Origin of the sequence: Sphingomicrobium marinum (assembly GCF_026157105.1) — a bacterium.
GTDB classification, from domain to species: Bacteria; Pseudomonadota; Alphaproteobacteria; order Sphingomonadales; family Sphingomonadaceae; genus Sphingomicrobium; species Sphingomicrobium marinum.
This window is the reverse complement of sequence record NZ_JANPVQ010000001.1, coordinates 2,160,239-2,181,940: the sequence shown is the minus strand read 5'-3', so window position 1 is coordinate 2,181,940 and position 21,702 is coordinate 2,160,239. Positions and strand designations below refer to the sequence as shown.

At 63.7% G+C, this 21,702-nt stretch carries 21 protein-coding genes; 9 read left to right on the top strand and 12 right to left on the bottom strand.

Annotated elements, in window-relative coordinates; genetic code table 11:
- Window positions 1–1,287, top strand: coding sequence for an HlyD family type I secretion periplasmic adaptor subunit (locus NUX07_RS11215; protein WP_265530664.1), 1,287 nt, complete (start codon window positions 1–3; stop codon window positions 1,285–1,287).
- Between the two features lie 3 nt (window positions 1,288–1,290).
- Here NUX07_RS11215 and NUX07_RS11210 read toward each other — a convergent pair whose 3' ends face one another.
- Window positions 1,291–2,226: a transglutaminase-like cysteine peptidase gene (locus tag NUX07_RS11210; protein ID WP_265530663.1), complete on the bottom strand. Its 936-nt coding sequence runs from the start codon at window positions 2,224–2,226 to the stop codon at window positions 1,291–1,293.
- 86 nt (window positions 2,227–2,312) lie between these two features.
- Window positions 2,313–3,098: an alpha/beta fold hydrolase gene (locus NUX07_RS11205; RefSeq protein ID WP_265530662.1), complete on the bottom strand. Its 786-nt coding sequence runs from the start codon at window positions 3,096–3,098 to the stop codon at window positions 2,313–2,315.
- 65 nt (window positions 3,099–3,163) lie between these two features.
- Here NUX07_RS11205 and NUX07_RS11200 point away from each other — a divergent pair, with 65 nt between their 5' ends.
- The 4 genes from NUX07_RS11200 (at window position 3,164) to NUX07_RS11185 (ending at window position 7,107) form a co-directional block, all read left to right on the top strand.
- Window positions 3,164–3,667 (top strand): (2Fe-2S)-binding protein, encoded by a 504-nt coding sequence (locus tag NUX07_RS11200; protein ID WP_265530661.1) that lies wholly within the window; start codon window positions 3,164–3,166, stop codon window positions 3,665–3,667.
- A 74-nt stretch (window positions 3,668–3,741) separates the two neighbouring features.
- Window positions 3,742–4,836 carry an RcnB family protein gene (locus tag NUX07_RS11195; protein ID WP_265530660.1) on the top strand — a complete coding sequence of 365 codons (1,095 nt, stop codon included), beginning with the start codon at window positions 3,742–3,744 and terminating at the stop codon, window positions 4,834–4,836.
- A 154-nt stretch (window positions 4,837–4,990) separates the two neighbouring features.
- The gene (locus NUX07_RS11190; RefSeq protein WP_265530659.1) at window positions 4,991–6,832 is read left to right on the top strand and encodes a DUF885 domain-containing protein; all 1,842 of its coding nucleotides are present in this window, start codon (window positions 4,991–4,993) and stop codon (window positions 6,830–6,832) included.
- Between the two features lie 56 nt (window positions 6,833–6,888).
- Window positions 6,889–7,107 carry a hypothetical protein gene (locus tag NUX07_RS11185; RefSeq protein ID WP_265530658.1) on the top strand — a complete coding sequence of 73 codons (219 nt, stop codon included), beginning with the start codon at window positions 6,889–6,891 and terminating at the stop codon, window positions 7,105–7,107.
- Between the two features lies 1 nt (window position 7,108).
- Here the strand turns inward: NUX07_RS11185 and NUX07_RS11180 are convergent, their stop codons facing one another.
- On the bottom strand, window positions 7,109–8,683 hold the full coding sequence (locus tag NUX07_RS11180; protein WP_265530657.1) for a lysine--tRNA ligase: 1,575 nt from the start codon (window positions 8,681–8,683) through the stop codon (window positions 7,109–7,111).
- Between the two features lie 98 nt (window positions 8,684–8,781).
- Between NUX07_RS11180 and NUX07_RS11175 the strand changes: the two genes are divergently transcribed.
- The 3 genes from NUX07_RS11175 to NUX07_RS11165 are packed head-to-tail and all read left to right on the top strand — an operon-like array spanning window position 8,782 to window position 12,247.
- Window positions 8,782–9,000, top strand: coding sequence for a hypothetical protein (locus tag NUX07_RS11175; protein WP_265530656.1), 219 nt, complete (start codon window positions 8,782–8,784; stop codon window positions 8,998–9,000).
- 48 nt (window positions 9,001–9,048) lie between these two features.
- Window positions 9,049–11,778: an ATP-dependent DNA helicase gene (locus NUX07_RS11170; RefSeq protein ID WP_265530655.1), complete on the top strand. Its 2,730-nt coding sequence runs from the start codon at window positions 9,049–9,051 to the stop codon at window positions 11,776–11,778.
- Complete coding sequence (locus NUX07_RS11165) at window positions 11,741–12,247, top strand: SixA phosphatase family protein (protein WP_265530654.1); 507 nt, start codon at window positions 11,741–11,743, stop codon at window positions 12,245–12,247. Before NUX07_RS11170 ends, NUX07_RS11165 begins: the two co-directional genes overlap by 38 nt.
- On the opposite strand, the gene NUX07_RS11160 is transcribed toward NUX07_RS11165, so the two are convergent.
- The 8 genes from NUX07_RS11160 to NUX07_RS11125 form a co-directional block, all read right to left on the bottom strand.
- On the bottom strand, window positions 12,244–12,594 hold the full coding sequence (locus tag NUX07_RS11160; RefSeq protein ID WP_265530805.1) for a MerR family transcriptional regulator: 351 nt from the start codon (window positions 12,592–12,594) through the stop codon (window positions 12,244–12,246). The two genes, NUX07_RS11165 and NUX07_RS11160, sit on opposite strands and share 4 nt — an antisense overlap.
- Window positions 12,587–12,913 (bottom strand): integration host factor subunit alpha, encoded by a 327-nt coding sequence (locus NUX07_RS11155; RefSeq protein WP_265530653.1) that lies wholly within the window; start codon window positions 12,911–12,913, stop codon window positions 12,587–12,589. Before NUX07_RS11155 ends, NUX07_RS11160 begins: the two co-directional genes overlap by 8 nt.
- Window positions 12,914–13,017: 104 nt before the next feature.
- Window positions 13,018–13,971 carry a beta-ketoacyl-ACP synthase III gene (locus tag NUX07_RS11150; protein ID WP_265530652.1) on the bottom strand — a complete coding sequence of 318 codons (954 nt, stop codon included), beginning with the start codon at window positions 13,969–13,971 and terminating at the stop codon, window positions 13,018–13,020.
- Entirely contained in the window at window positions 13,971–15,017 is a 1,047-nt protein-coding gene (plsX, locus tag NUX07_RS11145; protein ID WP_265530651.1) for a phosphate acyltransferase PlsX, read from the bottom strand. Before plsX ends, NUX07_RS11150 begins: the two co-directional genes overlap by 1 nt.
- Before the next feature lie 9 nt (window positions 15,018–15,026).
- Window positions 15,027–15,206 (bottom strand): 50S ribosomal protein L32, encoded by a 180-nt coding sequence (gene rpmF, locus NUX07_RS11140; RefSeq protein WP_265530650.1) that lies wholly within the window; start codon window positions 15,204–15,206, stop codon window positions 15,027–15,029.
- A gap of 110 nt (window positions 15,207–15,316) precedes the next feature.
- On the bottom strand, window positions 15,317–15,979 hold the full coding sequence (locus NUX07_RS11135) for an MBL fold metallo-hydrolase (protein ID WP_265530648.1): 663 nt from the start codon (window positions 15,977–15,979) through the stop codon (window positions 15,317–15,319).
- A 13-nt stretch (window positions 15,980–15,992) separates the two neighbouring features.
- Window positions 15,993–17,219 (bottom strand): dipeptidase, encoded by a 1,227-nt coding sequence (locus tag NUX07_RS11130; protein WP_265530647.1) that lies wholly within the window; start codon window positions 17,217–17,219, stop codon window positions 15,993–15,995.
- Complete coding sequence (locus tag NUX07_RS11125; protein WP_265530646.1) at window positions 17,216–19,150, bottom strand: S9 family peptidase; 1,935 nt, start codon at window positions 19,148–19,150, stop codon at window positions 17,216–17,218. The genes NUX07_RS11130 and NUX07_RS11125 overlap by 4 nt, the downstream gene beginning before the upstream one ends.
- Before the next feature lie 113 nt (window positions 19,151–19,263).
- Here NUX07_RS11125 and pabB point away from each other — a divergent pair, with 113 nt between their 5' ends.
- On the top strand, window positions 19,264–21,024 hold the full coding sequence (gene pabB / locus NUX07_RS11120; RefSeq protein ID WP_265530645.1) for an aminodeoxychorismate synthase component I: 1,761 nt from the start codon (window positions 19,264–19,266) through the stop codon (window positions 21,022–21,024).
- Here the strand turns inward: pabB and pdeM are convergent.
- Window positions 21,021–21,683, bottom strand: coding sequence for a ligase-associated DNA damage response endonuclease PdeM (gene pdeM / locus NUX07_RS11115; RefSeq protein ID WP_265530644.1), 663 nt, complete (start codon window positions 21,681–21,683; stop codon window positions 21,021–21,023). The genes pabB and pdeM overlap by 4 nt on opposite strands.
- Window positions 21,684–21,702: the final 19 nt, after the last annotated feature.

The window sequence follows — 21,702 nt, the reverse complement described above, 5'->3', positions numbered from 1 at the left end:
GTGAACGCCTTTTCCTTCATCACCGATCGCGACGATGTATCGCGCCCGCCCATGAGCGGATCGAAGAAGATCATCTTCGCCGTTCTGGGCGTGTTCGCCATCTTCCTTGTCTGGGGCAGCATCGCCGAGGTCGATGAAATCACGCGCGGGCAGGGCGAAGTCATTCCGTCGGGACGCATCCAGCTGATCCAGGCATCGGAACCCGCGGTGATCGAGGAATTGCTGGTGCGCTCGGGCCAGCAGGTGAAGGCCGGGGACCTGTTGGCGCGCCTCGACGATACGCAAAGCACCTCGGAGCTCGGCCAGATCGAAGCCGAAACGACCGCGCTGCAAGCGCGTGAAGCGCGGCTTCGCGCCGAAGGCACTGGCGGCTCGCTCGCGTGCACCGGCGCGGGGTGTGCCGATGAAGCCGCGGTCAGTCAGGCCCGTCGTTCGGCTCTAAGCAGCCAGGTCAGCGCCTTGAATGCGCGCGCCGAACAGTCGCGCCGCGATGCCGCCGAGGCCGCCGCGACGATCGACAGCCTGACCAGTTCGCTTCGTCTCGCGCGCACCAATGTCTCGCGGCTCGAACCGCTCGCCGAGCGTCAAATCGTGCCGCAGACCGATTTGGATGACGCGCGCCGCGAAGTGATCGACCTTGAAGGCCGCATCGCCGCCGCCCGCGAACAGCGCGGGCGTGCGCTCGCAGCTGTAAACGAGGCGATTGCACAGGCCAATGAAGCGCGCGCGACCTTCCGACAGGAAGCGCTCGATGAACGCAGCCGCGTGCAGGAACGCATCAATATCAACGAACAGAGCCTGCGCGGTGCCGAAGGCCGCGTGGCACGTACCGAATTACGGTCGCCCGTCGACGGCGTGGTGAATAACCTTCAGCTCACCACTATCGGCGGGTTTGTTGGCGCGGGCGAGAAGGTGATGGAAATCGTGCCGGTGGGCGACAAGCTCCTCGTCGAGACGCGCGTCAAACCCTCCGATGTCGGCTTCATCGCGGTGGGGGACGAAGCGCTGGTGACCGTTACCGCCTATGATTTTTCCATCTATGGCGGACTGAAGGGCAAGGTCGTCGAGATCTCGGCCGACAGCCTGTATGACGAGGTCGAACGCGAGGCCTATTTCAACGTGATCGTCGAAACCGATCGCAGCTATCTTGCGCGTGGCAACGAGCGGCTCCAGATCACGCCCGGCATGATGACCGACACGCAGATCATCACCGGACGCAAGAGCATCCTGGCCTATCTCCTGAAGCCGATTACGAAGGCACGCGCCGAAGCGCTTACCGAGCGCTAGACCTTATTGCGCGAAGATTGAACGCGGCGCGGTGGCGCTCGCCATGGCGAGCCGCGGCCCGTCCGGCCACGACGCCGAAGCCGTCTGATAGCTGTAGGTCGTGGGCGTGCGGTTGAAACCGTGGATCCAGCGACCGGCCGACGAAAAGCTCATGACCGGGCGGAAAAAGCTGATCGTGTTGGCGTCCTCGACACGGTCGTGGCTGTTATCAAGGATCAGGAAGCGACCTTCGTGGCGCACGGCCAGGACGGCATGATCGTTGAGGTTGGCAAGGTCCTTGAGCACGACGATGTAGAGATTGTCGGCAGCAAAACCAGCTTCCTTGAGCATCGCCATCTTGGCAATCGCATAGTCTTCGCAATCGCCGCGACCCGAAGCGAATGACTCGTCGGGACGCATCCACCTGTCTTCGCGGCCGAATTGGCGGGTGTCGCTGGTGTAAGCGATGCGCGCATTCACATAGCGGTTGATGCGCTCGATCGCGGCGTGATCGCCATCGATCGCAGCATCGCGGGCATAGACGGCGGCACGGCCGCTGACACCGGCGTTGGCGACGCGCATCCAGCCCTGATCGAAGGGGGTGCGCGACACCGAAAGTGCCACGGAACCGAACAGGTTGGGCAGGCTGGCATGGGCGGGCAACGCGGCGCGGTGGGCGCGGACGTAAGGCCGCGCGCTCGTCGCGGCAGGCGCCATGGGTCGATATTGCGTATAGGATGGCGTGGCCGCCTGCTGGCCGGCGAGGATCGCCTGCAAACTCGATCCGTTACCGCCAAGGATGGCGCTCGCCTTTAGCGAGGGTGCCGAAGACATCGCCAGCGCCGGCGGGGGCGCATGGCGATCGACGCTCGGCGCCGACTGTGCGGAGGCGGCAGCCGGGATCAGCGTCGCGGCCGCAGCGAGGGCGAGAATATGGGGGGCACGGTTGACCTTCATCATGCCGATGCTTGTCGCAGGACAAGACGAAGACCCGCCTAAAAGTCAGGGTTAAAGCGCGCGTAAGGTCTTGTTAGCCAGCCGTTAAGTTAGTCGACTGTTTCGAGGTGTTCATGGAGGAGGCGATTGAAAGCGGCGGGTCGTTCGGCATTGGCCAGATGACCCGCGCCGGAAATGAACGCCGAACGTGCATGCGGGATTAACCCTGCCAACTCATCCGAAAGCGCCGGAGGCGTGATTGCATCCTCTTTGCCGCAGACGATCAGCGTTGGTGCGAATATCGCTGCGGCCCGTTCGCGCTGGTCGGCAAGCCACACCGCGCGCGCCCCGAGACGATACGCGGCTAGCGGGATCTGCGCCATGGTGAGGATCACCTTATCGCGCAAACCCGGCGGCGGCTCCTTGCCGAGCAGGGCATCGACCCTGGCTTCGGCCAACGCTGCCATGCCCATTTCCTGCGCAGCCGTAATCGATCGATCGTGGATGGCCTGCCCATCGGGGTGGACCGCGAACGTGTCGGCAAGGATAAGACTGGCGATGCGATCAGGCGCCTTTGCTGCCATCGCAATCGCAATGACCCCTCCGAGCGACAAGCCGCAAATATGCGCGCGTTCGATTTCCAGCGTGTCGAGCAGCGCAAGCATCGCCGCGGCATAATCGTCGCGCGTGGCATCGGGCCGGAAATCGCTTTCACCGTATCCGGGATAGTCGGCCGCGATCACATGCTGACGGTGGCCGAACTCTTCGATCTGGGGCTGCCAGACGCTCTTGTCCGAGCCCACACCGTGCAGGAACAGGATCGGCAGTTCGTCGGCGTGGCGCGGCCGCGCCTGCGTGACGCCGATTATCCCCAATGTCGTGACCACTTCCCCCATGGCGACAATTTTGCCAGCTCCGTGCCGGATTGCAAATATCGCCTAAGGTCCTAGCCTTGGCCGCAATGACGAGCATCCTCCTCAACGGCGAACCCGTGCGCCTTCGGCTCGACCCCGAAATGCCGTTGCTGTTTGCGCTGCGCGATGCCGCCAACCTCACCGGTGCCAAGCATGGCTGCGACGATGGCAGCTGCCACGCCTGCACGGTGCTGGTCGATGGCCAGCCGGTGCGCGGCTGCCAGATGCAGCTGCGCGAGCTGGAGGGCGCGGTCGTGACGACCATCGAAGGCCTGGCTGGGCAGCATCCCGTCCAGCAGGCATGGATCGCGGAAGACGCGGGCCGGTGCGGCTTTTGCGATCCCGGCTTCATCCTGGCGATCAGCGCACTGCTGGCCACCAATGGAAACCCGAGCGATGCGGATATTGCCGCCATTCCCAATGCCTGTCCGTGCGGAGCGGCACCCGGGATCGCGCGTGCTGTCCGGCGCGCTGCCGCCGAAATGAGCCGCCAGCAACGCCAGCAACCCGCTGCGCAACCCCTCGAAGCGCAGGGCGAGGCAGGCGATTAGGTTCAGGCGAGACTCATGTTGGGTCCGTCATAAACGCCGCCAAGAGTGCGTTATGAATTGAAAGGAGCATCGCGATGAGGGCCGCGATTGCCTTGGTCCTGGCGTTTGCCATGGGCCTCCCCGCCGCCGCTGCAGCGGAATCGAATGTCGAAATGCAGGACCGCGGGGCGCGGGCCGGCGATCCGGGTGACCGTGTCGAACGGGCCGAAAGCCGGAGCGAGCGCCGCGCCAATCGCGCCAAGCAGCGTTCCGAGCGTCGCCAGGAGCGGGCCGAGCGAGCCGCCGTGCGTCCGCAAAGCCGCCAGGTCGAGCGTGTCGAACGCCGCCAGGATAACCGCGCCGAACGCCGCCAGTCCGCGCGCCAGGATCGCCGTCGCAACGAACGCGGCGTCGAGCGCCGCCGCGGCGAGCGCAGCGGTGTCCGCATCGAAGATCGTCGGGCAAATCGCCGCGTCGAGCGCGCTACCGATCAGCGTCGCCGTGATCGCCAGCGGGTCGAGCGCCAGGCGCAGCGCGTACGCGATGATGGTCGCGCTGCACGGCGCGCCGATCGTGACGGCCGTTACCAGGACCGCGATGTCTATCGTGATGGCCATGATGTCGGCCGCGTCGTCGAGCGTCGCCTCGATCGGCGGGACGACCGCCGCGCAGATCGCCGCGACGAGCGCCGCGTAGATCGCCGTGATAGCCGCCGCACGTCGAGCGGCACCTTCGACCGCCGCGACAATCCCTATTATCGCGATGGCCAGCGCGCCGGCCGCTATTCGGGCGAACGACTGGTCCACCGCGATCGCTATCGCGACCGTCGTTATCGCGGCGAATATCGCGAACATCGCCGTGACTATCGCGACGGCCGCTACAAGCGCTGGCACCGCGATTGGCGTCGTTCCAGCCGCTATGACTGGCACCGCTATCGTGACCGCAACCGCTCGCTGTTCCGCATCGGCATCTATTATGATCCGTTCGGTTACAATTATCGCCGGTTCAACATCGGCTACCGCCTGTGGCCGAGCTATTATCACCGGAGCTACTGGATCAGCGATCCGTGGCGTTATCGCCTGCCCGAAGTCTGGGGCCCCTATCGCTGGGTGCGCTACTATGACGACGCGCTGCTTGTGAACATATACACCGGCCAGGTCGTGGACGTGCTGTACGACTTCTTCTGGTAGTCGTTTAGCCAAACCAAGAATGAGGGCGCTGCGGAAACTCCGCGGCGCCCTTTTTCGTGTCGTTTGCAGGAAATATGCGGCGTTTGATGCCATAGCGCGTTTCTTCGATGCAGCCGGCGTCTATGAGGCGGCGGACAATCACGGGGAATATTCCATGAAGCATCTTCTACTTCTGTCGAGCACCGCAATGTTGGCGGCCTGCACCACCAACGACATGGCGGCGCCAAGCGCCGCTACCGCATCCGCTGCCCCAGCGCCGGCCGCGACGACCATGAGCGAGGAAGAGGCGCACGATGCGCTGTTTGCCCTGTTCGAGGCCAGCGACCAGGCCAATCTCAAGCGCAACCCCCTGAACGCCCTGTTCCGCGGAGACCTGCGCTACGCTGATCAGCTCGGAAATTACCTGACGCCCGAATATAACGCCGCGGAGATCGCGGCGGCGAAGGATGAGCTGGCATCGCTGCGCGCGATCCCGCGCGAGGCACTCTCGCCGACCGACCAGATCGCCTATGACGTGTTCGAGTATAACCGCGAAAACACGCTGGAAGGCTACGAGCCAGAAATACTGGCACTCACGGAAGTGCGACCGGTCAACCATTTCGCGGGCTTTCATACCTTCTATCCGACCTTCGCCAGCGCACAGGGCGCCGCACCGTTCAACACGGTCGAGGATTACGAAAACAATCTGAAGCGGCACCGCCAATATGCGGCGCTCAACGACCGTGTGATCGCCAAGTTTCGCCAGGGAATGGATAGCGGAGTGCTGGAAACCAAGCTGACGATCGCCAACGTGATCTCGCAGCTCGACACGCAGTTGGCGCTCCCGCTCGCGCAATCGCCGTTGATGGGGCCGGTCAATAATTTTCCCGAAAGCTTCAGTGAGGCGGAGAGGGAACGGCTCAGCGCTGAATATGCCGACGTCGTCGGCAATGTCGTGCGGCCCGCGCACCAGCGCCTGCGCGACTTCCTGCGCGATGAATATCTCCCGGTCGCGCGCGACAGTGTTGGCCTGTCGCAGATGAAGGGCGGCGCCAAGCTGTACGAAATGATGATCGAGGATTCGACCACGCTCCCGCTGAGCGCCGACTATCTTCACAATCTGGGTCTGCGCGAAGTCGCGCGCATCCGGGAGGGCATGGAAGAGGTCAAACGCGAGGTCGGGTTCGACGGAACGCTCAAGGAATTCTTCGACTTCATCCGCACCGACGAGCAGTTCAAGCCCGAAAGCCGCGAATGGCTGACGCAGGACTATTATCGCATCGGCAAGATCGTCGACACGATGATCGGCGACTATTTCAATACGATCCCCGAGACCCCGCTGGAGATCCGTCCGTACGAGCCGTTCCGCGAGCAGTTCCAGGCGGGCGGCTCCTACCAGCAGGGTAATCCCGATGGTTCGCGCCCGGGCATCTTCTATTTCAACGCTTACGACCTGCCGAGCCGCACGACACCGGGCAACGTCACGCTTTACCTGCATGAAGGCGCGCCGGGGCATCACTTCCAGATCATGCTGGCGGCGGAAAACGAAGACCTGCCGGCCTTCATGCGCTTTGGCGGTAACACCGCCTATGTCGAAGGCTGGGCGCTCTATTCGGAAACGCTGGGCTACGACATGGGCTTGTTCGACGATCCCTACCCGCGCTTCGGCACGCTGAACGATGAAATGCTGCGCGCGATGCGCCTCGTCGTCGACACCGGGCTACATTCGAAGGGATGGACGCGCGAACAGGCGATTGCCTACATGCTCGACAATTCGGGCATGGGCGAGACCGATGCGACCAGCGAGGTCGAGCGCTACATCGCCATTCCGACGCAGGCACTGGCCTACAAGGTGGGCGCGCTCAAGATCCAGGAACTACGCGACAAGGCCAAGGCCGCGCTGGGCGACGATTTCGACATCAAGAAATTCCACGACCAGATCCTGATGACCGGCGCGCTTCCGCTGCCGGTGCTCGAAAAGAAGATCGACGACTGGATTGCATCGGGCGGCGCATAGAGCAACCAAAGCCATGCTGGGGCGCTTCTTTCACAGAAAACGAAAGGAGGCCCCACATGGCCGATGTCAACAGCAACCCCGCACAAGCGCGAACCGGCGGACCCTCGGTCCGCTCGACCGGTGCCCCTGGCCAGCGCAGCCAGCCTGACAGTCAGAAAGGCGACGCGACAAATCCCCTTGGCGACAAGGACTATGTCGAGAAGAATGACCCCGATGCGCCCAAGGCCGGCGGCAAACAGCCAACCGATCCGGTTCAAAACAGCGAAGAAGAATAGCCTATAAGGCTAGAGCTTCGGCAATCAGCCTTCGCGCATTGTCGATGCCGTAGAGCTTGATGAAGCTTCCCATGCGAGGCCCTTGCTCGGATCCGAGCAGGGTCTCGTATAGTGCCTTAAACCAATCGCGCAGGCTCTCGAATTCAAAGCGCTTGCCGACTTCGAACACGATATTCTGGATGTCTTCGGCGGGCGTGTCCTCGTCGATTTTCGCAAGCTCCGCATCGAGGTCCGCGAGCGCCTTCGCTTCCATGTCATCGGGCGCGCGTCGCTTTAGTCCCGGCATCACAAAATCGCGGGCATAGTTGACCGCAAGACCGATCAACTCGTCGAGCTCGGGATCGGTCTCGGGATTAGCATTCGGTTCATAGCGCTGGACGAATTTCCATGCGATGTCCTTGTCCTGCACGCCCGGCAGGCTGACGAGATTGAGCAGCAGGCCGTAGGTGAGCGGCAGCGTGTTCTCGGGCACATCGCCATTGTGGATGTGGTGCACGGGATTGCCGAGCTTCTTCTCGATCGGCTGGTCGGCATAATTTCCGCGGAACTGCCAATATTCATCGACCGCGCGCGGCACGAGGCCGAGGTGCAAGTTCTTGGCCTTCTTGGGCTCGCGATAAATGTAAAAGGCGAGGCTCTCGCGGCTGCCATAGGTCAGCCATTCATCGATCGACAGGCCGTTGCCCTTCGACTTTGAAATCTTCTCGCCATTGGCGTCGAGGAACATCTCGTAAATCATGCCTTCGGGCTTGCGCCCGCCAAGCACCTTGGCGATGCGGCCCGATTGGACGCCGCTATCGGTCAGATCCTTGCCGTACATTTCGTAATCGACGCCGAGCGCGACCCAGCGCATCGCCCAATCGACCTTCCACTGGCACTTGGCATTGCCGCCGAGCGCCGATTGTTCGACACGGCTGCCGTCCTCATCCTCGAACGCGATCATGCCTGCGTCGGCGTCGATGACTTCGACCGGGACCTGCAGCACGCGGCCGGTGGTGGGTGACACCGGCAGGATCGGCGAATAGGTCGCGCGCCGCTCCTCGCGCAGCGTCGGCAGCATGATATCGAGAATGTCCTGGTTGTGACGCAGCACATTCTTCAGCGCTTCATCGAATGCGCCCGAATTATATTTGTCCGATGCCGAGACGAATTCGTAATCGAAACCGTAGCTGTCGAGGAATTGGCGCAGCATCGCATTATTGTGCGCGGCGAAACTTTCGTTCTCGCTGTCGAAGGGGTTGGGGATACGGCTCAACGGCTTGCCGAGATGCTCGGCCAGCATTTCCCGGTTGGGCACGTTGTCGGGGACCTTGCGCAGCCCGTCCATGTCGTCGCTGAAGGCGATCAGCCGCGTCGGCGCGCCGCCGGTCAGCTCTTCATAGGCCTGGCGCACCATGGTCGTGCGCAGGACTTCGTTGAACGTGCCGATATGCGGCAGGCCCGAGGGGCCATAGCCGGTTTCGAATACCATCGGTTCGCCCTCCGGCTTGCGCCGTTTGAGCAGGCGCCGCGCCTCTTCATAAGGCCAGGCCTTGTTCTTCATTGCGGCGTCGCGGAGGGTTTGCGTATCGGTCATGCTGCACCTGCTAAGGGCGGCGGCGATGCGTTGCAAGACGAGACTCGCGGGAACCGGATCGCAGTTGCGGCGTAGGACTGCGCGAAGGGAGCAGTCTTATGAACACGAGCTTTGTCTATTTCATCGGTTTCCTGGTCGTCGTTGGCGGCCTTGCTTACGGCGCGATGCTGGCCGGCATCCCGCAGACGTGGATTCTTGTTGGCGCGGTCGTGCTGGTCGGTCTCGGCATCATGTCGACCATTACCAACACCAAGCGCCGCGAACCGTCGGGCGACACTAGCGCGACGACGACCACGACGACCGTTCGCGAAGAGTAATCACGAAGGGGCGTTGCCCTTTCGTTCTCATTGAGACATTGGGAAGGGGTGGCCGAGTTGCTGCCCCTTCCTGCGTTACACGCCACCCACGCCGGCATCTGGCTGGCCGACGCCGCGGGCGAGGTGCGCTCTGTCGGGCGCGGCGAGGCTGTCGCGCGCGCGGCCGAAACTCCCCACATCATCCTGAACGCGCCGCTGGTCGGCGGACGGCTGGGCTATCCCGAAATCTCGGGGCTCGACCTGCTCGAATTGTTCGCCTTCGTGCATCCGGCGCGCTTTGCCGTGCCGACCGTCTCAGGGATGGCGCGTGCAGCAGGGCTGGAACCCCCGCAGGACGATCTTGAAGCGACGCGGCTGTTGCAGGCAATCGCCGGGCGGCTGCTGGGCCGAATGGGCGATAGCGCCTGGTTTGAGCGTGAGGGCGCCTGGACGGTCAACCTGGCGCTGACCCGCGCGGGCTGGCCGTGGGCGCGGCTGGTCGGCGAACGTCTGCGCGCGCCCGGCACGATGGAGCGCAGCCTGTTCACCCGCCTGCCCGAATGGGACGAAAACGCCGAAGTGACGCCGCCGCGAACGGTCAAGATCGCGCCCGAGGCTGCGCAGGCGCGGTTATCCGACTTGCTTGGCGAGGACGCCGAGGCACGCGATGGGCAGCGCGCCATGGCGGGCGAAGCTGCGAAGGTCTTCGACCCCCGAATGCGTGAGGGCGAGCCCAACATGCTGCTTGCCAACGCCGGAACGGGTATCGGCAAGACGCTCGCCTATCTCGCGCCAGCCTCGCTCTGGGCCGAGAAGGCGGATGGGACCGTGTGGGTCTCGACCTACACCAAGGCGTTGCAGCGGCAGCTCGATGCCGAGGGCGATCGGCTGGTTCCCGACAAGGACGAGCGCGAAAAGCGGATCGTCATCCGCAAGGGTCGCGAGAATTATTTGTGCCTTCTCAATCTCGAAGATGCGATGCAGGGCGGTTTTGCCGGGCGGGCCGCGATCCTCGCGCAACTGGTGGCGCGCTGGGCCGCCTATACCAAGGATGGCGACATGGTCGGCGGCGACCTGCCGGGTTGGCTGACCAGCCTGTTTCGCCGCGCCGGGGCGACCGCGCTGACCGACCGCCGCGGCGAATGCGTCTATGCCGGGTGCCCGCATTATCGCCGCTGTTTCATCGAGCATGCCGAACGCAAGGGACGCGAGGCCGACCTCGTCATCGCCAACCACGCGCTGGTGATGGTCAACGCTGCGCGCGGGCGCCCGGGGACGCCGACGCGGCTGGTGTTCGACGAAGGCCACCATTTGTTCGATGCCGCCGACAGCACCTTTGCAGCGCACCTGACCGGGCGCGAGGCGATCGAGCTCAGGCGCTGGGTAATCGGGCCCGAAGGCAAGTCACGCGGGCGCCGCCGCGGGCTGCAGGCGCGTCTGATGGATGTCGCCAGCTATGACGAGGAAGGCGCGCGGGCGCTCGACGAGGTGGTCAAAGGCGCGCAGCAGCTCAACAGCGACAACTGGTTGGGGCGCATTGCCGAGGGCGATCCGTGGGGACCGTTCGAAAAGTTCTTCGCGGCGGTGCGCGGCCTCGTCTATGCGCGCGCCAAGGCGCAGGACGCGGGCTACGGGCTGGAAACCGAACTAGCCGAACCCGATGCCGACATCATCGAAAGTGCAGCCGCGGCGCTCGAAGCGCTTGAAGCGATGGCGCGGCCGATGGCGGTGCTCTCCAAGCGGCTCGAAGCCATCTTGGAGGATGCCCCCGACTGGCTCGACAGCCAGGCGCGGGCGCGCGTCGAGGGCTCGATCATGGCGCTCGGTTGGCGACGCGAGACGGTGGCGGCATGGATGGCGATGCTGGGGCGCGTGGGCGGCACCAGCGATCCCGATTTCGTCGATTGGCTGGCGATCGATCGGGTCGAGGGACGCGAATATGATATCGGCATGCGCCGGCATTGGCTCGATCCAACGCGCCCGCTCGCGCGCGTCGTGCTCGAGCCGGCGCACGGCGTGCTGGTGACATCGGCGACGCTCAAGGGTGCGGAGGAATGGGACGTCGCCGAAGCGCGCACGGGGGCTAAGCACCTGCCGCATGACCCCGCGCATTTCGAGGCCGAAAGTCCGTTCGACTATGCGGCCAATACAGAAGTTCTGATCGTCAACGATCTTGGCCGCGACAATATTCCGGCGCTGGCGGGTGCCTATGCGCGGTTGATCGAAACCGCGGGTGGGGGGACGCTGGGGCTGTTCACCGCGATCAAGCGTCTGCGCGCGGTCCATGCGCGGATCGCCGATCGGCTCGCGCGCGCGGGGTTGCCTCTCTACGCCCAGCATGTCGATCCCATCGATACCGGGACGCTGGTCGACATCTTTCGCGATGATCCGCGCGCATCATTGCTCGGCACCGACGCGTTGCGCGACGGCGTCGACGTGCCGGGCGAAAGCCTGCGCCTCGTGGTCATGGAGCGCGTACCATGGCCGCGCCCCACCGTGCTGCACGCGGCGCGGCGGCTTGCAGGGGGCGGCAGCGCCTATGACGATCGCGTCGTGCGCGCCAAATTGTCGCAAGCTTACGGCAGGCTCGTGAGGAGAGCGGGCGATCGGGGCTATTTCGTGCTATTGTCCGCTGCGACGCCATCACGGCTGCTGACTGCATTCCCGCCCGGGGTGGGCGTGCACCGGCTGCCACTCGACGAAGCCATCGCGCGCGTAAAGGCGGGATTGGCGGGCGAGGGCGGCGTTGGAGGAATGAGCGATGCCCGAGCTGCTGATCCTGCGGCACGCCAAGTCTGACTGGGGAAACCCGTCATTGCGTGATTTCGACCGGCCACTCAACCGCCGGGGGCAGAAGGCCGCGCCGGAAATGGGCAAGCTGATTTCGCGCAAAGGCCCGGTCGACAAGATTCTCGCCAGCTCGGCGCGCCGGGTGGTGGAAACGCTCGAAGGCGTTCGCAAGGGCGCCTCGGAGCTGCCGGCCGCGCAGTTCGGACCCGAACTCTACGGCGCCAGCGTGGGCGAGATTGTCGCGCTGCTACGCAAGCATGGCGGCGACGCCGCGCGAATCCTCCTGGTGGGGCATAATCCGGGGCTCCATTACCTTGCGCTCGGGCTTACCGATGGCGAAGAGCATCCCGATCGCGACGCTTTGGCGCATAAATTCCCGACCGCGGGGCTGGCGCATATCGAATTCGATGGAGGTTGGTCTCAACTCAAGGAAGGCAGCGGACGGCTGCTGTCCTTTACGCGCCCCAAGGATCTCTAGGCGTTGAGCGCCTGTTGGAGACGGTTGCGCAGGACGCGCAGCCGGTCGAGCGAGACGCCGCGCTGCTCTGCCGGTGCCGGGGCCGCAACAGGTGCGGGATCGGGCTTGCCGCGTTCGCGCAGCGCCTTCTGCGCGCCCTTTACCGTGTAGCCTTCATTGTTGAGCAGGCTGTGAATGCGCCGCGCGATCGCAACATCGGCGGGGCGGTAATAGCGTCGGTTGCCCGCGCGCTTGAGCGGAGAGAGTTGCGGGAACTTGCCTTCCCAATAGCGCAGGATGTGCTGGCCGACGCCAAGCTCCTCGGCGAGCTCGCCGATGGTCAGAAAGGCGCCCGGTTCCTTAGCCAGCGATCTTGTCCCGCATGATCTGGCTGGCACGGAAGGTCATCACGCGGCGCGGCGCGATCGGCACTTCGACGCCGGTCTTGGGATTGCGTCCGATGCGCTCGCCCTTGTCGCGCAGCACGAAGCTTCCGAAGCCTGAAATCTTGACGTTGGTCCCGTTGGACAGCGATTCGCACATATGCGCGAGCACGCGTTCGACCAGCGTCGCCGATTCCGCGCGGCTAAGTCCCAGCTTGTTGTGCACGATGTCCGCCATATCGGCCCGCGTCAGCGTGCCGGTATCTTCATCCTGACCCATGCGAGCCACCCCCAAATCCGCCATAATCGCTTCGCCCCCAATTTAGCGCCCTCAGGAGAGGGCCGCGAAGAAAAAATCCTGTCGATTCAAGCTCGACGGGGGAACTCTTGCCGAATTTTTGAGCGATTTCAATAGCGAAGCGCAGCCGCACCCCAAGTCAGGCCGCCGCCCATCGCTTCCATGACGACAAGGTCGCCGCGCTTGATGCGCCCGTCGCGCACCGCAACATCGAACGCCAGCGGCACCGAGGCGGCCGATGTATTGGCGTGCTGGTCGACCGTGATGATGACCTTTTCGCGCGGCAGGCCCAGCTTCTTGGCGGTGGCATCGAGGATGCGCTGGTTAGCCTGGTGCGGCACGACCCAGTCGATATCGCTGTTGGAAAGACCGACTTCGCCCAGCGTCTCCTCGAGCACTTCGGCGAGGTTGACCACCGCATGGCGGAAGACCTCGCGGCCCTTCATGCGCAGGTGGCCGACGGTTTGCGTCGTCGAGGGGCCACCGTCGACATAGAGCAGATTATTGTGCTTGCCCTGCGCATGCAATTTGGTGGTGAGGATGCCCGCGTCCCCGTCGCGCGCTTCGAGCACGAGTGCGCCCGCGCCGTCGCCGAACAGCACGCAGGTGGTGCGATCTTCCCAGTCGAGGATGCGACTGAACGTTTCCGAACCAATGACGAGCGCGCGCTTGGCATTGCCGCCGCGCAGCATCGAATCGGCCACGCTCAACGCATAGAGAAAGCCGGTGCACACCGCGGCGACATCGAAGGCGATGCAGTCATCGATCCCGAGCAGCGCCTGGATCTTGGTCGCGGTGGCAGGGAAGGTGTTGTCGGGCGTTGCGGTGGCGACAACGATAAGGTCGATCTGGTCCGCCGCCATGCCCGCCGCATCGAGCGCTCTTTTCGCGGCATCGGTGCCGAGCGTCGCCGTGGTCTCGGTCTCGTCGGCGATATAGCGCTGACGGATCCCGGTGCGCTCGACGATCCATTCGTCGGAGGTGTCGACCTTTTCGGCCAGTTCGGCGTTGCTGACGACCCGCTTGGGAAGCGCAGAGCCCGAGCCGAGAATGACGCTACGCATTACTCGGCACCGCCGTTGAAGGTGTGCGCCTGAAAATTGTCGAGGTCTTCGGCGATCCTGCGCGTGATGTCATTGCGCACCATCGATGCGGCCACGCTGATCGCGTTGGCAACACCCTTTTCGCTCGCTCCGCCATGGCTTTTCACAACCAGCCCGTTGAGCCCCAGGAATACGGCACCATTATGGTTGTTGGGGTCGAGATGGACCTTGAGCAGTTTGAGCGCCGGGCGCGACAGCGCGAACCCAGCTTTGGACCGCAGGCTGGATTTGAAGGCATTGCGCAAGAGATCGGTGACAAAGCGCGCTGTTCCTTCGGCGGTCTTCAACGCGATATTGCCCGAAAAACCATCGGTCACGACAACGTCGACATCGCCGCGCGACAATTTGTCGCCCTCGGTGAAGCCATTGAACTGCATCTTGAGGAATTCGGCATCGCGAAGCATTGCCGCGGCTTCCTTCAATTCATCGGTGCCCTTTAGCTCTTCGGTGCCGATGTTGAGCAATTTGACGCGCGGGCGATGGATGCCATGGACGGTGCGCGAATAGGCAGCACCCATGACGGCGAACTGGACAAGGTTCTGCGCGTCGCATTCGGTATTGGCACCAAGGTCGAGCATCACGAGGTCATGATCGCCCAGCGTCGGCAGCAGCGCCGAAAGCGCGGGCCGGTCGATGCCCGGCATGGTGCGCAGCGCCAGCTTGGCGATCGCCATCAGCGCGCCGGTATTGCCGCCCGACATGGCGGCATCGGCTTCGCCGTTTTTCACCGCGTTGATCGCCATGCCCATCGACGTGCCCTTGGCGCGGCGGATGGCCTGGCTCGGCTTTTCGCTGCTGGCGATAGCTTCTGTCGTGTGATGAATTTCGACGGCGCCGCGAAGGTTCGCGTGGCGATCGATTTCGGGCTGCATTTCCGCTTCGTCACCGTAGAGGAGAAAGCGGACGTCCGAGTCGTGCTTACGCGCGAGTGCAGCCCCCGCGATTTTCACCGCGGGGCCGACATCCCCACCCATGGCGTCTATCGCGATCCTGGGGGTGGAGCTCACTGTAAGGGCTTAGTCTTCCGGAGAAATGACTTCGCGGCCGTTATAGTGGCCGCACGCGTCGCACATATTGTGCGGGCGCTTGAGTTCGCCGCAGTTCGGGCATTCCTGGAAGGCCGCCGGCTTCAGCGCGTGATGGCTGCGGCGCATATTGCGCTTGGACGGCGTGGTTTTTCTCTTAGGGACGGCCATGACCGCACTACCTCTTAATGATCAAAAAAATTAGCGACGATCCGCGCCATGAGTCGGGCGGATGGTCGCGCTGGGCGGGTCTATAGCGCAAAGCGCGACAAAGGCAAGCGTCAGGCTTGCGCCAGCACGCTATCGCCAACGAAGGGATTGGAGGCTCTTTCCGTAGCGAAATTGCTCATCGGGCCATGGCCCGGGACAAATGCAGTGTCGCCGCCCAGCGGCCAGAGCTTCTGCACGATCGAATCGAGCAGGTCCTGGTGGTTGCCCATCGGGAAGTCGGTACGCCCGATCGAGCCTTTGAACAGGACATCGCCAACGATCGCGAGCTTCGATTCGGGATGGTGAAAGACCACGTGGCCCGGCGTGTGGCCCGGGCAGTGATAGACGTCGAGCGTAAGGTCGCCGACCGTCACCTGGTCGCCATCGACGAGCCAGCGATCGCTTTCGAACGGCTTGCCCTCGATCCCGTACTTGCGGCCATCGTCCTCAAGACGGCTGATCCAGAAGCGGTCATCCTCGTGCGGCCCCTCGATCGGCACGCCCAGATCCTTCGCGAGGATGCCCGCCTGCCCGCAATGATCGATATGCCCGTGGGTGAGCAGGATCTTTTCCAGCTCGTAGCCCGACTGGGCGAGCGCCTGCTTCAAGCGCTCGATATCGCCGCCGGGGTCGGTGAAGGCCGCCTTGCCCGTCTTCGTGCACACGATCAGCGTGCAGTTCTGCTGCAACGGCGTGACCGGCAGGATTGCCAGCTTGAGGGGTGGTTCGCTCATGGTGGCGAGCGCTTTAGTCTGCCATCGGCGCGGTGCCAAGCACTGCATCGGTGTTGGGCATCTCGGCGGCGACGGCTTCCGCGGCGCGAAGGGCGCGCAGGAAATTGCCGCCGACCAGTGCCGACAATTGTTCGTCTGTCCAGCCGCGGTCGATCAGCTCGGCAAGCAGGTTGGGGTAATCATCGACGCTGTCGAGATAGGGCACGGTGGTGCTTATCCCGTCGAAGTCGCCGCCAATGCCGACATGGTCGTAGCCCGCGACGCGCGCAATATGCTCGACATGATCGGCAACGCGCGCAACCGAGGTGACAGGGCGCGGATTGGCCTCGTCCCACGCCGCCAGCGCTGCGGCCTTTCCCTCGGGATTGCCGGTGTAGAGCGAGTCGAGCCGCGCTTCTTCGGCATCGCGGTTGGCGCCGTGCTGCCAGATGGCATCGTCGAGAAAGCTCGGCACGAAGGTCACCATCACCACGCCGCCATTGTCGGGCAGGCGTTCGAGCACGCTGTCGGGCACGTTGCGCGGGTGGCTTCCCAGCGCGCGCGCCGATGAGTGCGAAAAAATGACCGGCGCCTTCGTCACGTCGAGCGCGTCGTGCATCGCCGCTTCTGTTACATGGCTCAGGTCGATCAGCATGCCGATGCGGTTCATCTCTTCGAGCACCGATTTGCCGAAATCGCTGATGCCGTCATGCTTGGGATCATCGGTGGCGCTATCGACCCAGCCGGTGGTGCGGCCGTGGGTCAGCGTCATGTAGATCGCGCCGAGCCGCTTGAATTGGCGCAGGACCGCGAGATTGCCGTTGCCGATCTGATGGCCGCCCTCGATCCCCGCCATCGAGGCAATCTTGCCGCTGGCGTGGATGCGTTCGATGGCGGCGGCCGTCTTCGCCCATTCGAGCGTGTCCGGATAGTGCGCGATCAGCCGGTCGGTGATGTCGAACTGCTCGAGCGTGTAGCGCACGGCTTCATCGCCCGTGACGCTCGCCGGGATATAGATCGACCAGAGCTGCGCGCCCACGCCGCCAGCCTTGAGGCGGTCCATGTCGGTGTGCAGCGGTTCGCTACCCGCCTCCAGGTTGGTCACTTCGCTATCGCGGCGAAAGCGGGCAGCAATCGGTAGGTCGTTATGCCCGTCGACCAGCGGTGTCTGCGCGAGGATGCGGTCGATCCGTTCGCGCGTGTCGGTGTCGATGACAGGCTGGGCCGCGAGCGCGGCGCCCGCCAACAGTTCGAAGATCATTCACCGTCCCCCTGGTTCAGCACCTGGTCCCAGAACAGCAGGCTGGCCCAGAATTGATAGTCGCGGTTTTCCTTCTTGCGGAAACCGTGGCCTTCATTCTCGCCGACGAGGTACCAGACATCCTGGCCGTTGGCGCGAACGCGCTCGACCAGCTGGTCGGCCTCGGATTTGGGCACGCGCGGATCGTTGGCGCCCTGGATGACGAACAGCGGGTCTTCGACGTCCTCGATACGGTTGAGCGGCGAGATCGCCTCGAGCTTGGCGCGCTGTTCGGGATCGCGCTCGTCGCCATATTCGGCGCGGCGCAGATCGCGGCGATAGTCCTGCGTATTCTCCAGGAAGGTCACGAAATTGGAGATGGCGACGTTGCACAGCGCGCCGTTGAGCTGGTTTTTATAGGCCAGGATCGAGGCATAACACATGTAGCCGCCATAGGAGCCGCCGGTGACACCGATATTCTCGCTGTCGATGGCGGTATCGGCGCTCAACGTGTCGAGGAAGGCGCCGATATCCTTGACGCTATTTTCGCGCAGGAAGGGCCCGTTATCGAGGCTGACGAAACGCCGGCCGAAACCGGTCGAGCCGCGCACGTTGGGATAGAAAAGCGCGATCCCGAGCTCGTTGAGGTAATAATTCGAAGAGCCGCGGAAACCGGGGCGGAACTGGCCTTCGGGCCCGCCGTGGATCGAGACGATCAGCGGACGCTCCCCCGGAAATTTGGCGGGGTCGGGGCGGTAGAGCCAGCCCGACACCTTTTCGCCATCGAAGCTTTCGACTTCGACAAGCTCGGCCTCGACATTGACTTCAGGATCAAGCCCGCCGGTTTCCGACTTGGTCCATCGAGTGACCTCTAAGGTTTGGGGATCGATCGAGTAGGCGTCTGACGGGCTTGTGGCACTGGTAAAGGTAAAGCCAAGCGGTCCCCATGGCGCGAATTCCACCCCGCCAATCAGGCCGGGCGGAAGAGTGTCGACCTTGCGTTCCTGTCCGCTGGCGATGTCGTAGAACCACAGCTGGCTCGAACCGCGCTCGTTGGTCACCACGGCGAGCATGGTCTTGTCCTCGTTGATATCGAGGCTGGTGACTTCCCAGCCGCCAAAATCGCCCATCGGCGTGAAGTCGCCGGTCGTGATATCCATTCTGCCGAGACGCTTGATATCGCTGTCAATATCGGCGGCAATGAACAGCGAGCCGTCGGCCGCTTCGGCAGCGCCGCCAAAGGCCCAGTCGTCTCCATCGGGATCGCGCACGGCATCGAGTTCGCCTGTCGCGAGATCGATCGTATAAAGGTCCATGTCGGTGACCGAGGTGTATTTGATGACGATCGCGTGCGTGCCGGCTTCGTTGAAACCGCCGGGGAACCAGCCGACGCCCGGGGCCTCGAAGACCATGCGTTCGGTTGACGGGTCGCTCGGGTTCATCACGTAAATGTCGCCCTCGCGCCCGTTGCGCTTGGTCGAGCTGAAGAGGATGAGATCGCCTTCTTCGTTGAAGCCGCCAAAGCCGTTGCGGCTTTCGCCATCGGTGAGGAGCACCAGCGAGCCATCTTCCCAACGGTAGAGTTGCGAGAATTCGCTGCCGCCCGCATCCTTGGACACGACGATGGTGCTGCCCGTCGGATCGACGGTTCCGCCGACCGGTTCGGCTTCGAAGGTGAGTTGTTGGCGCATCCCCATCGGCATCGATACGCGGTGCAGCTGGCTGACATTGCCGAAGCGGGTCGAAATCAGCATCGACCGATCCGACGCATCCCAACCGCCAAAGCCCGCGGTGCGATATTCGAGGTAGGGCCGGGTCTTCTCGGCCAGCTCGGTGGGGATCGATGGCATGCCGCTGGCGGTCAGTTCAGCCGGCTTGGGCACGGCTTGGGCAAACCCGATGGAGGAGGCGGTTGCAAGCAAGGCGCCAAGCGCCGCGCGGTGAAGCTTCATGATCATTTCCCCGTGTCTGTGTCAGCGCGAAAGGTTGCAGAGCGCAAAGCGACACGCAAGCGCCGTTCGTCGAAAGCTGGACGGGTGCGACGCGACGCGCCAAAGCCATGCCAATGTGGATGCTTTTCGACGACGCGCGCGCGGGCGCCCAGGGCCCGTTTCGCCATTATCGCGATCCGGTCGCGATGGTCGCCGCGCATCGTCCGGAGGAAGTGCGCCCGGCACTGGAGCAACTGCGCGCGGGACTTGGCAGGGGGCATCATGCCGCGGGCTTCATCGCCTATGAAGCAGGCTATGCGCTCGATCCCGCGTTGGCGCCGCATTTCCGCAGCTGTGACGGGCCGCTGCTGTGTTTCGGGCTCTTTAAAGAAGTGCAGCTTTTGGATGCGCCAGAACGTGATGCCGTCCTGGCCCGGCAAGGCAGCGCAAGCTGGCTGCCGCCGCGCCCACGGATCACCAAGGAACGCTATGCCGCCGCCGTGCAAACGGTCCGCGAGCAACTATTCGCGGGCGATCACTACCAGGCCAACCTGACCTTCGGGTGCGACGTCGAAGTCGCCGGTTCGATGCCGGCGCTTTATGCCGCGTTGCGACGCCGCGGCGGCGGTGCATGGGGCGGCATTTGCGTGCATGACGATGGCGCGCTGGCATCCTTTTCGCCCGAACAATTCTTCAAGCTTGCAAGCGGCAAGCTCACGGCGCTGCCGATGAAGGGCACAGCGCGCCGGCATCCGGATCCAGGCGCCGACGCCGCCGAGGCCAAGGCGCTTGCAGAAGACGAGAAGCAGCGCGCGGAAAATCTGATGATCGTTGACCTTCTGCGTAACGACCTCGCGCGCGTGGCTGAAACCGGTAGCGTCGAGGTCCCGCGCCTGTTCGCGATCGAGCATTATCCCACCGTTCACCAGATGGTGAGCGAGGTGACGGCGACGCTGCGCGATGGGTTCGACGCGATCGACGTCCTGGAAACCATCTTCCCGTGCGGATCGGTTACCGGCGCGCCCAAGATCGCGGCGATGCAGGCGCTGCGTCAGCTCGAGCCCGAGCCGCGTGGTGCCTACACGGGTTCAATGGGCTGGATCGATCCGCCGAATGCCGATGGGTCTGCGGGCGATGCAGCCTTCAATGTCCTCATCCGCACAATCGAAATTGTATCGGGAAGGCCACAGGCGCGGCTCGGATTAGGATCGGGGCTCGTGGTGGATTCCCAAAGCGATGCCGAATGGGCAGAGTGCCTTCTGAAGGGGGCTTTCGTGAGTGAGACTGCACGCAATTTCGATCTGATCGAAACGATGCGCTACGATCCGAGCGAAGGGATCGTCTCGCTCGAACCACATCTCGAGCGGATGAAAGCATCGGCAAGCGAACTCGGCTTCGCGTTCGACCGCCATGCCGCGCGCAACGAACTACAGGCGGCGACTTTCTCGCAAAGCCACGCCGCGAAGGTCCGGCTGCTGCTCTCGCCATCGGGTGCGCTGGCGATTTCGGTGTCGCTGATCGAGGAATTGGGGGAAGAACCGGTGCCGGTGGAGGTCAAGACGCTCGGCGTCGCGAAGGATGATTTTCGCCTGCGCCACAAGACGACCGATCGCGATTTCTACGATGCGCCGCGTCGGGCCAGCCGCGCCGCCGACGTGGCCTTCGTCAACGAAGATGGTCACCTCACCGAAACCAGCCGCGCCAATATCTTCGTGCCGCGCGGGGACCGATTGATCACCCCGCCGCTGTCAGCCGGTGTTTTCCCGGGCGTGTTGCGCCAGCAGATGATCGAAGAAGGCAAGGCGGAGGAAGGCGTGCTGGTCGCGGGCGACCTGGGCCACGGCTTCTATATCGGGTCGAGCCTGCGCGGGCTCGTAAAAGCGCGATTGGCCTAGGCGGCCACCGGAAATTTGAGCAGGCGATCGGTGATCGGCACCAGCGCTTCGGCGCGGCCGCCAAGCGCCTTCATGATCGCGGGATGCTGGGCATCGAGACCGCCGGTCAGCGCGCCGTAAGCCGGCAGGATCATCTTGGTGTCGCTCGCTACGAAACAGCGACGCGACACGCGGCGTCCCTGTGCCTTCACGCGTAGCTTGGGATGGAAATGACCCGACAGTTCGGGCCGCGTTTCATTCGCCTCGGCCTCGTGGCGCAGCACCAGGCCGTCGACCACCATCTCGATCTCGATCCGCCCGCCGCAGTGATCGATCATGCCGGCGTCATGATTGCCGGTTATCCAGACCCAATCGACGCTTTCGGTCAGGCTAGTGAGCAAGTCGCGCGCCGCGGTGGGGAGCCGGTCGCAGCCAAAGCTGTCGTGAAAACTGTCGCCCAGGCAATAGACCGCCTTTGCGCCCGTCGCGTCGATGTCGCCTTCCAGCAATTCCAGCGTTGCGTGACTGTCATATGGCGGCAGCATCTGCCCGAAGCGCGCGAACCAGCTTGCTTTTTCGAGATGCAGATCAGCGACCAGCAGTGCTTCACGCTCGGGCCAGAACAGCCCGCCGGTGCGCGTCACGCGAAAGTTTCGGCCAGAGAACGAAAGGGGAACCATGGCCCTCTCATAATCATGC